This is a genomic window from Leclercia sp. LSNIH8, assembly GCF_002920195.1.
Classification (GTDB): domain Bacteria; phylum Pseudomonadota; class Gammaproteobacteria; order Enterobacterales; family Enterobacteriaceae; genus Enterobacter.
The window spans coordinates 93,877-106,944 of record NZ_PQJY01000009.1; the positions used below are offsets into that span (position 1 = coordinate 93,877).

Sequence of the window (13,068 nt, forward strand, 5' to 3'; positions counted from 1 at the left end):
TTCACGGCACGGTTTGCCCGCCGGAATAAGCCTAAAAGATTGATGGGGTTAAATTCGCCAGCAGGTTGCGCTATGGTTGAAGGCAGAGACCTTAGCCAGGAACAACATCATGACACTACACTGCGCATTTATTGGATTTGGCAAAAGCACCACCCGCTATCATCTTCCTTATGTACTTACCCGTAAAGCCAGCTGGCATGTGGCGCATATCTTCCGCCGCCACCCGAAACCGGAAGAGCAGTCTCCGCAGTACTCCCATATTCACTTCACCAGCGATCTCGACGAGGTATTGAACGATCCCGAAGTGAAGCTGGTGATCGTCTGTACCCATGCCGACAGCCATTTTGAGTACGCGAAACGCGCGCTGGAAGCGGGTAAAAACGTGCTGGTGGAGAAGCCATATACTCCGACGATGGCCGAGGCGAAAACGCTGTTCGAGCTGGCGCGCAGCAAAGGGCTGACCGTCACGCCGTATCAGAACCGTCGCTTTGACACCTGCTTCCTTACCGCGAAGCAGGCCATCGAGAGCGGCAAGCTGGGCGAGATTGTCGAAATCGAAAGCCACTTCGATTACTACCGTCCGGTGGCGGAGACCAAACCCGGCCTGCCGCAGGATGGCTCGTTCTATGGCCTTGGCGTCCATACCATGGACCAGATAATCAGCCTGTTTGGCCGTCCGGACCATGTGGCCTATGACATCCGCAGCCTGCGTAATAAAGCCAACCCGGACGATACCTTTGAAGCACAGCTGTTCTACGGCGATCTGAAAGCGATTGTTAAAACCAGCCACCTGGTGAAGATCGACTACCCGAAATTTATCGTTCACGGCACCAAAGGCTCGTTTATCAAATACGGTATCGACCAGCAGGAGACCAGCCTGAAGGCCAATATCATGCCGGGTGAACCGGGGTTTGCGGCGGACGATTCCGTGGGCGTGCTGGAGTATGTCAACGACGCGGGCGTGACGGTAAAAGAGGAGATCAAACCGGGCACCGGCGACTATGGTCAGGTCTATGATGCGCTGTACCAGACCCTCACTTGCGGCGTACCAAATTACGTCAAGGAAATTGAAGTGATGACCAACCTGGAAATCCTTGAACGCGCCTTTGAACAGGCATCACCTGCCACGATAACCCTTGCCCGATAAGCCTGAATGACTCCTCTGTGCTTGTTCAGATATTTTGAACAGAGGAGTCAATTTTCACCCTCTATGATCCCAGGTCGATTGCGTCCACACTTACTCCATCGAAACGAACTGAGGGTAAAAACAATGATCTTCTTACGCAAAGCAAACGACCGTGGACACGCAAATCATGGCTGGCTGGACTCATGGCACAGCTTCTCGTTCGCCGATTATTACGACCCGAATTTTATGGGCTTCTCGGCACTGCGCGTGATTAACGATGACGTGATTGACGCAGGCCAGGGCTTCGGTACCCACCCGCACAAAGATATGGAAATCCTGACTTACGTGCTGGAAGGGGCGGTGGAGCACCAGGACAGCATGGGTAACAAAGAGCAGGTGCCGGCGGGTGAGTTCCAGATTATGAGTGCGGGTACCGGAGTGCGTCACTCCGAATACAACCCAAGCAAAACCGACCGTCTGCGTCTGTACCAGATCTGGATCATTCCGGAAGCGAAAGGCATCACCCCGCGCTACGAGCAACGCCGCTTCGACGCGCAGCAGGGTAAACAGCTGGTACTGTCACCGGATGCCCGTGACGGCTCGCTGAAAGTGCATCAGGATATGGAGCTTTACCGCTGGGCGCTGGCGAAAGATGAGCAGTCTGTGCACCAGATTGCCGCCAACCGCAAAGTGTGGATCCAGGTGGTGAAAGGCGACGTGACCATCAACGGCACCAAAGCGACCACCAGCGATGGTCTGGCCATCTGGGATGAGCAGGCGATCTCTGTCCATGCCGACAGCGCCGCTGAAATCCTGCTGTTCGACCTGCCGCCGGTCTAAATAATTACGCAACCTTCCCTTTAAACGGGGAAGGTTGCGCTTTGTCCGTGATAAACTGAGAAAATCTCTCACTCATGATTTCTCAGGACGATGAAAAAGAAACGCCCCGTACTTCAGGATGTCGCCGATCGCGTCGGTGTGACCAAAATGACGGTCAGCCGTTTTTTACGTAACCCGGAACAGGTTTCCGTGGCATTACGTGGCAAGATTGCGGCTGCTCTCGATGAACTGGGTTATATCCCCAACCGTGCTCCCGATATTCTCTCCAATGCGACCAGCCGTGCGGTGGGCGTCCTGCTTCCCTCCTTAACCAACCAGGTTTTCGCCGAAGTGCTTCGCGGCATCGAAAGCGTCACCGACGCCTTTGGCTATCAGACCATGCTCGCCCACTACGGTTACAAGCCGGAGCTGGAAGAGGAGCGTCTGGAATCCATGCTTTCCTGGAACATTGACGGCCTGATCCTGACCGAACGCACCCACACCCCACGCACGCTGAAGATGATCGAAGTGGCGGGTATTCCGGTGGTGGAGCTGATGGACAGCCAGTCGCCATGCCTGGATATCGCCGTCGGGTTCGATAACTTCGAAGCGGCCCGGCAGATGACGGCGGCGATCATTGCCCGCGGCCATCGTCATGTCGCCTATCTTGGCGCACGTCTGGACGAACGTACTATCATCAAACAGAAGGGGTACGAGCAGGCGATGCTCGACGCGAACTTAACGCCCTACAGTGTGATGGTAGAACAGTCCTCCTCCTACACCTCTGGCATTGAGTTGATGCGTCAGGCGCGTCGTGAATATCCGCAGCTTGATGGCATCTTCTGTACTAACGATGACCTCGCGGTGGGCGCCGCTTTTGAATGCCAGCGTCTGGGCCTGAAAATCCCGCAGGATATGGCGATTGCCGGTTTCCACGGTCACGACATCGGCCAGGTCATGGAGCCGCGTCTGGCGAGCGTCCTGACGCCGCGTGAGCGCATGGGCCGTATCGGTGCGGAACGCCTGCTGGCGCGCATTCGTGGTGAAGCGGTGTCGCCTAAAATGTTAGATTTAGGTTTCACTCTGTCACCGGGTGGATCTATTTAGCGTGACAAGTTTGAACTAGCTCACACTTATTCACTTCGCGCACGTTTGGATATTGCTTCTCGTCAGCCCCGGCAGGACAATGTTACCGATAACTGTTACCCGTAACAATCGACTGAGGGACATACTTTGAGCACCACAAATCCAGATCACCACGTTTATGTCCTGATGGGCGTTTCCGGTAGCGGTAAGTCCGCCGTTGCCAGCGAAGTGGCACATCAAATCCATGCTGCGTTTCTTGATGGTGATTTTCTCCATCCGCGCAGCAACATCAACAAAATGGCCTCAGGTGAGCCGCTGAACGACGACGATCGTAAACCGTGGCTGCAGGCCCTGAACGATGCGGCGTTTGCCATGCAGCGCACCAACAAAGTCTCGCTGATCGTCTGCTCTGCGCTGAAAAAGAGCTACCGCGACCAGCTGCGCGAAGGTAACGCTAACCTCTCCTTTATCTACCTGAAGGGCGATTTCGACGTGATTGAAACCCGTCTGAAAGCGCGCAAAGGGCACTTCTTTAAGACCCAGATGCTGGTGACGCAGTTTGAAACCCTGCAAGAGCCAGGCGCGGATGAAAGCGATGTACTGGTCGTGGATATCGATCAGCCGCTGGACGGTGTTGTTGCAAGCACCATTGAGGTCATCAACAAAAGGCAGTAAGTTTTGAGTACGTTAACGCTTGTTTTAACAGCAGTAGGCTCCGTGCTGCTACTGCTGTTTTTGGTCATGAAGGCCCGTATGCACGCCTTCGTGGCTTTGATGGTGGTATCTATTGGTGCAGGTCTCTTTTCCGGCATGCCGCTCGACAAAATTGCTGCGACCATGGAAAAAGGGATGGGAGGCACGCTGGGCTTCCTGGCGATTGTGGTCGCGCTTGGCGCGATGTTTGGCAAAATCCTGCATGAAACCGGCGCGGTCGATCAGATCGCCGTCAGGATGCTGAAATCCTTCGGTCACAGCCGGGCGCATTACGCCATCGGTCTGGCCGGTTTGATCTGCGCCCTGCCGCTGTTTTTCGAAGTGGCGGTAGTGCTGCTGATTAGCGTGGCGTTTTCGATGGCGCGCCACACCGGCACCAACCTGGTGAAGCTGGTCATTCCTCTGTTTGCTGGTGTGGCAGCGGCTGCGGCATTCCTGTTGCCAGGGCCTGCACCCATGCTGCTGGCCTCGCAGATGCATGCTGACTTCGGCTGGATGATCCTCATCGGCCTGTGCGCGGCAATCCCGGGCATGCTCATTGCCGGTCCGCTGTGGGGCAACTTCATCAGCCGTTACGTTGAGCTGCACATTCCTGACGACATCACTGAGCCGCATCTGGGCGAAAACAAAATGCCCTCCTTCGGCTTTAGCCTCGCCCTGATCCTGCTGCCGCTGGTGCTGGTCGGGCTCAAAACCATCGCCGCGCGCTTTGTGCCGGAGGGATCGAGTGCCTACGAATGGTTTGAGTTTATCGGTCACCCGTTCACGGCAATCCTGGTGGCCTGTCTGGTGGCGATTTATGGACTGGCAATGCGCCAGGGCATGGCGAAAGACCGCGTGATGGAAATCTGCGGTGCAGCGCTGCAACCGGCGGGTATTATTCTGCTGGTGATCGGTGCGGGCGGGGTGTTCAAGCAGGTGCTGGTGGATTCTGGCGTTGGGCCGGCGTTAGGTGGGGCGCTCACCGGTATGGGGCTGCCGATTGCGGTGACCTGCTTCGTGCTGGCTGCGGCGGTGCGTATCATCCAGGGCTCTGCGACCGTGGCCTGTTTAACCGCCGTCGGGTTGGTAATGCCGGTGATTGAGCAGCTGAACTACTCCGGTGCGCAGATGGCGGCCCTCTCTATCTGTATCGCCGGTGGCTCGATTGTGGTGTCACACGTGAACGACGCCGGTTTCTGGCTGTTCGGTAAATTTACCGGGGCGACGGAAGCGCAAACCCTGAAAACCTGGACGATGATGGAAACCATCCTCGGGACGACCGGGGCGATTGTCGGGATGATTGCGTTTACGTTGTTGAGCTAGCGGGAAAGTTACAAATCAGACTGTAGGCCGGGTAAGGCGTAGCCGCCACCCGGCTTTTTTGTGTGTGCAGGAAACGTAGGCGTCCGCCACCCGGCGGTGAACATGTGGCAATGGTGGTGGTTCCGTTCACTTTACGTTCAATGCTGCTCTGTATGCCATGTCACCCGTGAACGTGTCAGGGGGGCTCGCTGCCGCCCCCCTGACCACCCCGGCTCCCGGCCAGGAAAATCGCCGCGTTGCGGTGCCTTCGGCTTATGACTTGCGGCTGTCGGGTCGGGCACCAGCCTGCATCCATGCAAGCTATGCCCTCTCGGCGCGTCCCTACGCCTCGCCCCGGCCTCCAGTCAACGCCTCAGCGATTTTCAGCCGGACCAGGGAGCCGCTGTGGGTGTTTTGCTTACCTGACTATTTTCGCCGCTGGAGATTTAATTTCGGGTTATGTGGGCAGGGATGTAGGCCGGGTAAGGCGTAGCCGCCACCCGGCTTTTTTGTGCGTGCAAGAAACGTAGGCCGGGTAAGGCATAGCCGCCACCCGACGTGAACATGCGGCAACGGGGGTGGTTCCGTTCACCTTGCGTTCAATGCTGCTCTGTATGCCATGTCACCCGTGAACGTGTCAGGGGGGCTCGCCGCCGCCCCCCTGACCACCCCGGCTCCCGGCCAGGAAAATCGCCGCGTTGCGGTGCCTTCGGCTTATGACTTGCGGCTGTCGGGTCGGGCATAGCCTGCATCCATGCAGGCTATGCCCTCTCGGCGCGTCCCTGCGCCTCGCCCCGGCCTCCAGTCAACGCCTCAGCGATTTTCAGCCGGACCAGGGAGCCGCTGCGGGTGTTTTGCTTGCCTGACTACTTTCGCCGCTGAAGATTTAATTTCTGGTTATGCGAGCAGCCTTCCAGAGCCTCGCTTGATACACCCTCAGCAAAGCGGTATCTTCTCGCCACGCCTGCAAAATCGGGCGTCAGGGTTGGTCCCCTGTTATTCTCATCCGTGATAAAGCTCGTTTTTATCGCGCAGCCCGTTACACCTCAATGGTGGGCTGGACGGTGGCGCCGCAAGGTGCGCCGGTAGCTGATGAGGCCGGTAGGACCAACTCCGTTCAGTCCATCACCAGTAAGGTTGGTCCCTTCTGTGGTGGTCAAATTAACTCATCAGAGGCTGTCTTATGACTACTACCCTTAGCTTTTCTCACTCTTTATTCACCACACCCTTCGATCACAACACGGATTTCACCGCGCTGGCTGATAACTGTGCGCGCTTTGTTGATGTACTGGCCGAGTGCGACGATCCGGCGCAAAAGATGGCGCTGTGCGGGCGGCTTTCAGCTTGTCTTGCTCTGCTTCAGCCAACCCTGCTTGAACCTGTTCCCGAACATTTAAAAGCGAGCCTGACGGTGGATGACTTACCGCTGGACGTGCCGGTCTTTGAGCCGGAAGCAGATCAGCTTGGGCGTTACTGCCAGCTATTAACACAGCTACTTCTCAATCAATCCCTGTCAAAAAGTGATGAAAGAGTGGCAGGAGATTTACTCCAGGAACTGGTCAGTTTTTATAGCGATACGCTAAAAGCACCGCGGAGCGGCGATTTTCTTGCCGGTAGCCCGGGTCGCCAGGGTGGTGGCGATTGAGCCACCCTGGCACGTTCACCGGTTCGGGTGTAACAGAGAAGCAAGGGACATAAAGTGAACGGAACTACCGCGACAGCCTCATGTTCTCACTCCATAACGCCAAAACAACCTCACCCCTTCATCCACGCCCGAATCCCATCCAGGAACATCTGTGTCGCCATCATCACCAGAATCAATCCCATCAGCCGCTCCAGCGCATTCACCCCTTTCTCTCCCAGCAGGCGCAAAAACAGCGACGACTGCAGCAGAATGATGAACGTTCCGCCCCAGGCAATCAGCAGGGCAATCACCAGGTGGCTCATCTGGTTCGGATACTGATGCGACAGCAGCATCAGCGTCGCCAGAATGGTCGGCCCAGCGACCAGCGGGATCGCCAGCGGCACAATAAACGGCTCTTCACCCGCCGGCAGGCCGCTGCTGTTGCCTTCGGTGCTCGGGAAAATCATTTTGATGGCAATCAGGAACAGAATAATCCCGCCGGAAATGGAGACCGTTTCAGCGCGTAAGTTCAGGAACGCGAGGATTTTCTCGCCGGCAAACAGGAAAATAAACATCACCAGCAGAGCGATGAGCAGCTCGCGGATCATGATGGCCCGACGACGCTTCGGCTCGGTGTGCTTCAACACCGACATGAAAATAGGCAGGTTTCCGAGTGGATCCATAATTAGGATCAATAAAACAGCTGCGGAAATGATTTCACTCATCGTACATTATCCCTGATACTTGTATGGTTTCCCCGATGATTAGCTCTTTTTCTGATCGGCGGGCAATCATCGATTAATTTCGCTTGCGACTTTGGCAGCATTTTGTAATGTGAAGCATATCCCAGTTCAATACTGGCTTGCACAAACAGCACACACCCTCTGCAGGAAAAAAATGCTATGAAAAACGTTGGTTTTATCGGCTGGCGCGGTATGGTCGGCTCTGTACTCATGCAACGCATGGTTGAAGAGCGCGATTTCGACGCTATCCGTCCGGTCTTCTTCTCCACTTCCCAGCTCGGCCAGGCTGCACCGTCCTTTGGGGGTACCACAGGCACGTTGCAGGATGCTTACGATCTGGAAGCGTTGAAGGCGCTGGATATTATTGTCACCTGCCAGGGCGGCGATTATACCAACGAAATTTATCCAAAGCTTCGTGAAAGCGGCTGGCAGGGCTACTGGATTGACGCGGCCTCTTCGCTGCGCATGAAAGACGACGCCATCATTATTCTTGACCCGGTTAACCAGGATGTCATTACCGACGGCCTGAACAAGGGCGTGAAGACCTTCGTGGGCGGCAACTGTACCGTCAGCCTGATGCTGATGTCGCTGGGCGGCCTGTTTGCTCAGGATCTGGTGGAGTGGGTCTCTGTGGCGACCTACCAGGCGGCCTCCGGCGGCGGCGCGCGCCATATGCGCGAACTGCTGACCCAGATGGGCCAACTGCACCACAGTGTTGCTGATGAGCTGGCAAACCCGGCGTCCGCTATTCTCGATATCGAACGCAAAGTGACTCAGCTGACCCGCAGCGGCGAGCTGCCGGTGGATAACTTCGGCGTACCGCTGGCCGGTGGCCTGATCCCTTGGATCGACAAACAGCTGGATAATGGCCAGACCCGCGAAGAGTGGAAAGGCCAGGCAGAGACCAACAAAATCCTGCGCACCGCTTCCGTGATCCCGGTTGATGGCCTGTGCGTGCGCATCGGCGCGCTGCGCTGCCACAGCCAGGCATTCACCATTAAACTGAAAAAAGATGTGTCTATTCCGACCGTGGAAGAACTGCTCGCATCACACAATGCGTGGGCGAAAGTGGTGCCAAACGACCGCGACATCACCATGCGTGAACTGACCCCAGCTGCGGTCACCGGCACATTATCTACCCCGGTAGGCCGTCTGCGTAAACTAAATATGGGGCCGGAGTACCTTTCCGCCTTTACCGTCGGCGACCAGCTGTTATGGGGTGCCGCCGAACCGCTGCGCAGGATGCTGCGCCAGCTGGCGTAATAAATACTTAATACTAAGGGGTGATTTATCACCCCTTTTTTTGCGTACTACATGGAGTAAACGCCAAATGGTCCATAATTTTTCAGGAGTCATATAAAGCGTTGGCTATGCTTTATGCGGGATGTCACATATTCCGCCTGGAGGTTGAACGGAACAGAGAGGATGCACAATGTGCGGTTCCGTTCAGGTCACATCAAGGTCGTACCCGGCGCGCGAAAGGGGCGGCAACTAAAAAAACAGGATGAATACCATGTCCGTTCGTATTGATAGAGACGTGATTAATGCGCTTATTACGGGTCACTTTGCGGATCCGTTTTCTGTACTTGGCATGCACCGCACTGATGCCGGCCTGGAAGTCCGTGCACTGTTACCTGACGCAACGGAAGTGTGGGTGATTGAACCTAAAACCGGCCGCAAGGTCGGGAAACTCGAATGTCTCGATTCACGCGGCTTTTTCGCTGGCGTGATGGCCCGCCGTAAAAACTTCTTCCGCTACCAGCTCGCTGTGATCTGGCATGGACAACAGAATCTGATCGACGATCCCTATCGCTTTGGTCCGCTGTTGCAGGAGATGGATGCCTGGCTACTGTCTGAAGGTACGCACCTGCGTCCTTATGAGACGCTTGGCGCTCATGCCGACACCATGGATGGCGTCACCGGCACCCGTTTTACCGTCTGGGCGCCAAATGCCCAGCGTGTCTCCGTGGTGGGGCAGTTCAACTACTGGGATGGCCGTCGCCATCCGATGCGTCTGCGGCGTGAAACCGGCATCTGGGAACTCTTTATCCCTGGCGCACTGAACGGCCAGCTCTACAAATATGAGATGATCGATGCGCAGGGTAATCTGCGTATCAAAGCCGACCCCTATGCCTTCGAAGCGCAAATGCGCCCGGAAACGGCGTCACTCATTTGCGGCCTGCCGGATAAAGTCGCCCAGAGCGAAGAGCGTATCCGGGCGAACCAGTTCGATATGCCGATCTCTATTTATGAAGTCCATCTTGGCTCCTGGCGTCGTCATACCGACAATAACTTCTGGCTCAGCTACCGGGAGCTGGCCGACCAGCTGATCCCCTATGTGAAGTGGATGGGCTTTACCCATCTGGAGCTGCTGCCGATTAACGAACACCCCTTTGACGGCAGCTGGGGCTACCAGCCTACCGGGATGTATGCCCCGACCCGCCGTTTCGGCACCCGCGACGACTTCCGCTATTTTATCAACGCCGCGCACGCCGCCGGACTGAACGTGATCCTCGACTGGGTGCCGGGCCACTTCCCATCCGATGACTTTGGCCTGGCGCAATTTGACGGCACCAGCCTGTATGAACACAGCGACCCGCGGGAAGGCTATCACCAGGACTGGAATACCCTGATCTATAACTATGGCCGTCGGGAAGTGACCAACTACCTGGTGGGCAACGCCCTCTATTGGATCGAGCGTTTCGGCATTGATGCCCTGCGCGTGGACGCCGTCGCCTCAATGATCTACCGCGACTACAGCCGCAAAGAGGGTGAGTGGATCCCGAACGAGTTCGGCGGACGTGAAAACCTGGAAGCGATTGAGTTTCTGCGCAGTACCAACCGCATTCTTGGCGAGCAGGCGCCAGGGGCGGTCACGATGGCTGAAGAGTCCACCGACTTCCCGGGCGTCTCCCGTCCGCCGTCAATGGGCGGGCTGGGCTTCTGGTACAAGTGGAACCTGGGCTGGATGCATGACACCCTGGATTACATGAAGCTGGATCCGGTGCATCGTCAGTATCATCACGACAAACTGACCTTCGGCATGCTCTATAACAGCACCGAGAACTTTGTCCTGCCGCTCTCTCACGATGAAGTGGTGCACGGCAAAAAATCGATCCTCGACCGTATGCCAGGAGACGCGTGGCAGAAATTTGCCAATCTGCGCGCTTACTACGGCTGGATGTTCGCCTTCCCGGGCAAAAAGCTGCTGTTTATGGGTAACGAGTTTGCCCAGGGACGCGAATGGAACCACGACACCAGTCTTGACTGGCATCTGCTGGAAGGGGGCGACAACTGGCACCACGGCGTTCAGCGTCTGGTGCGCGACCTCAACCATACCTACCGTCACCACAAAGCCCTGCACGAGCTCGACTTTGATGATTACGGCTTTGAGTGGCTGGTGGTGGATGACCATGAGCGCTCGGTGCTGATCTTTGTCCGTCGCGACAAGGCGGGTAACGAAATTATCGTCGCCAGTAACTTCACCCCGGTGACGCGCCATCACTACCGTTTCGGCATCAATCAGCCAGGCAAATGGCGTGAAGTGCTGAATACCGACTCCATGCACTATCACGGCAGCAACGCGGGTAACGGGGGGCTGGTACAGAGCGATGAACAGGAGAGCCATGGCCGCCCACAATCCCTGAGCATTACGTTGCCGCCGTTAGCCACTATCTGGCTGGTCCGGGAGGGGGAATGACGCAACTCGCCGCAGGTAAACCCGCTCCGCTCGGCGCATGCTATGACGGAAAAGGGGTGAATTTCACTCTCTTTTCCGCCCACGCGGATCGGGTTGAACTCTGCGTGTTTGACGGCAAAGGCATTGAACATCGGTACGATATGGTGGCGCGCAGCGGCGATATCTGGCATGGCTATCTGGAACATGCCCGCCCCGGCATGCGCTATGGTTTTCGGGTTTATGGCCCGTGGGATCCGGCAAAGGGGCTGCGCTTTAACCCGGCAAAACTGCTGCTTGACCCGTGCGCGTATCAGGTCGAAGGCACGCTGAATGATGATCCCCTGCTGCACAGCGGCACAGATACTCCGGATCACCGTGACAGCGCGGCGGTGGCGCCAAAAAGCGTCGTGGTCAGCGATCATTACGACTGGGAAGAGGACGCCCCGCCCAATATACCGTGGGGCAAAACGGTCATCTATGAAGCCCACGTCAAAGGGCTGACCTGGCTGCATCCTGACATCCCGGAAGATATCCGGGGCACCTACAAAGCACTCAGCCACCCGGTGATGATTGCTTATTTTAAGCGCCTCGGTATCACCACCCTGGAGTTATTACCGGTGGCCCATTTTGCCAGCGAGCCGCGCCTGCAACGCCTCGGCCTCAGTAACTACTGGGGCTATAACCCGATGGCGATGTTTGCCCTTGAGCCGCGCTATGCCTCGCATCCCGACCGGGCAAGAGATGAGTTTCGTGACGCGGTGAAGGCGCTGCACGAAGCGGGTATCGAGGTCATTCTGGATATCGTCCTCAACCACAGCGCCGAGCTAGATCTTGAGGGGCCGACGTTCTCCCTGCGCGGAATTGATAACCCTAGCTATTATTGGTTAAGAGAGGATGGTGATTATCACAACTGGACCGGTTGCGGTAACACTCTCAATCTCAGCCATCCGGCAGTGACAGACTATGCGTATGCCTGCCTGAAGTACTGGGTTGAAACCTTCCATATCGACGGTTTTCGTTTTGATCTTGCGTCGGTGATTGGACGCACGCCGGAATTCAGCCAGCAGTCGCCGCTGTTTGAGGCGATAAAAAACTGCCCGCTGCTCTCAGGTGTGAAGCTGATTGCAGAGCCCTGGGATATCGGCCCGGGCGGCTACCAGGTGGGAAATTTCCCGCCGCCGTTCGCGGAATGGAACGATCACTATCGTGATGCGGCGCGCCGCTTCTGGCTAACGCGCGATCTCTCTTTAGGAACATTTGCCGGACGTTTCGCCGCTTCCAGCGATGTCTTTAAACGCAACGGGCGTTTGCCTTCCGCGTCGATCAACCTGTTGACGGCGCACGACGGTTTCACCCTGCGTGACTGCGTTTGTTTCAATCAGAAACACAATGAAGCAAACGGCGAAGAAAACCGTGACGGCACCTCCAATAACCACAGTTTTAATCATGGTATTGAAGGGTTAAGTGGCAATCTGGATGTGATCGAGCGGCGCCGCGCCAGCGTGCATGCGCTGCTGACGACGCTTTTACTGTCACAGGGTACGCCGATGCTGCTGGCAGGCGATGAACATGGCCACAGTCAGCGCGGCAACAACAATGCTTATTGCCAGGATAACGCGTTAACCTGGCTTGACTGGCAGCAGGCAAACGAGGGACTCGTCGCCTTTACTGCCGCGTTGGTCCATCTGCGTAAGCAGATCCCGGCGCTCACCGAGGATCGGTGGTGGGAAGAGGGCGACGGCAACGTTCGCTGGTTAAATAAAATGGCGCAACCGTTAGGTGCGCACGAGTGGCAGAACGGGGTGCCGCGCCTGCAAATCCTGCTTTCGGATTGCTGGCTCATCACCCTCAATGCCACAGATGAGGTCGCAGAAATTATTTTACCTGAAGGGGAGTGGCGGGCTATCCCCCCATTTGCCGGAGAGGATAATCCGGTCGTTATGACTGTCTGGCATGGGCCTGCGCACGGTGTATGTGTATTCCAGAGATGATA

10 protein-coding genes are annotated in these 13,068 nt (G+C 56.5%); 9 read left to right on the forward strand and 1 reads right to left on the reverse strand.

Going from position 1 to position 13,068, the window contains the following annotated elements; all coding sequences use genetic code 11:
* Positions 1 to 109 precede the first annotated feature (109 nt).
* From C3406_RS20935 to C3406_RS20970, 6 genes are all read left to right on the forward strand, one after another.
* Positions 110 to 1,147, forward strand: coding sequence for an oxidoreductase (locus C3406_RS20935; protein WP_103824779.1), 1,038 nt, complete (start codon positions 110 to 112; stop codon positions 1,145 to 1,147).
* Between the two features lie 123 nt (positions 1,148 to 1,270).
* Positions 1,271 to 1,966 carry a pirin family protein gene (locus C3406_RS20940; protein ID WP_103824780.1) on the forward strand — a complete coding sequence of 232 codons (696 nt, stop codon included), beginning with the start codon at positions 1,271 to 1,273 and terminating at the stop codon, positions 1,964 to 1,966.
* Between the two features lie 90 nt (positions 1,967 to 2,056).
* The gene (gene gntR, locus C3406_RS20945; protein WP_103177342.1) at positions 2,057 to 3,052 is read left to right on the forward strand and encodes a gluconate operon transcriptional repressor GntR; all 996 of its coding nucleotides are present in this window, start codon (positions 2,057 to 2,059) and stop codon (positions 3,050 to 3,052) included.
* A gap of 126 nt (positions 3,053 to 3,178) precedes the next feature.
* Complete coding sequence (gene gntK / locus C3406_RS20950; protein ID WP_103824781.1) at positions 3,179 to 3,706, forward strand: gluconokinase; 528 nt, start codon at positions 3,179 to 3,181, stop codon at positions 3,704 to 3,706.
* Between the two features lie 3 nt (positions 3,707 to 3,709).
* Positions 3,710 to 5,050 carry a gluconate transporter gene (gene gntU / locus C3406_RS20955; protein WP_103824782.1) on the forward strand — a complete coding sequence of 447 codons (1,341 nt, stop codon included), beginning with the start codon at positions 3,710 to 3,712 and terminating at the stop codon, positions 5,048 to 5,050.
* A gap of 1,162 nt (positions 5,051 to 6,212) precedes the next feature.
* Positions 6,213 to 6,674 carry a hypothetical protein gene (locus C3406_RS20970; RefSeq protein WP_103824785.1) on the forward strand — a complete coding sequence of 154 codons (462 nt, stop codon included), beginning with the start codon at positions 6,213 to 6,215 and terminating at the stop codon, positions 6,672 to 6,674.
* A gap of 110 nt (positions 6,675 to 6,784) precedes the next feature.
* Here C3406_RS20970 and yhgN read toward each other — a convergent pair whose 3' ends face one another.
* The gene (gene yhgN, locus C3406_RS20975) at positions 6,785 to 7,378 is read right to left on the reverse strand and encodes an NAAT family transporter YhgN (protein WP_103177338.1); all 594 of its coding nucleotides are present in this window, start codon (positions 7,376 to 7,378) and stop codon (positions 6,785 to 6,787) included.
* Positions 7,379 to 7,555: 177 nt separating this feature from the next.
* Between yhgN and asd the strand changes: the two genes are divergently transcribed.
* The 3 genes from asd (at position 7,556) to glgX (ending at position 13,066) form a co-directional block, all read left to right on the forward strand.
* Positions 7,556 to 8,659 carry an aspartate-semialdehyde dehydrogenase gene (asd, locus tag C3406_RS20980; protein ID WP_103824786.1) on the forward strand — a complete coding sequence of 368 codons (1,104 nt, stop codon included), beginning with the start codon at positions 7,556 to 7,558 and terminating at the stop codon, positions 8,657 to 8,659.
* Positions 8,660 to 8,909: 250 nt separating this feature from the next.
* Complete coding sequence (glgB, locus tag C3406_RS20985) at positions 8,910 to 11,096, forward strand: 1,4-alpha-glucan branching enzyme (protein WP_103824787.1); 2,187 nt, start codon at positions 8,910 to 8,912, stop codon at positions 11,094 to 11,096.
* A complete protein-coding gene (gene glgX, locus C3406_RS20990) occupies positions 11,093 to 13,066 on the forward strand; it encodes a glycogen debranching protein GlgX (RefSeq protein WP_103824788.1) in 1,974 nt (657 codons plus the stop codon). Before glgB ends, glgX begins: the two co-directional genes overlap by 4 nt.
* Positions 13,067 to 13,068: the final 2 nt, after the last annotated feature.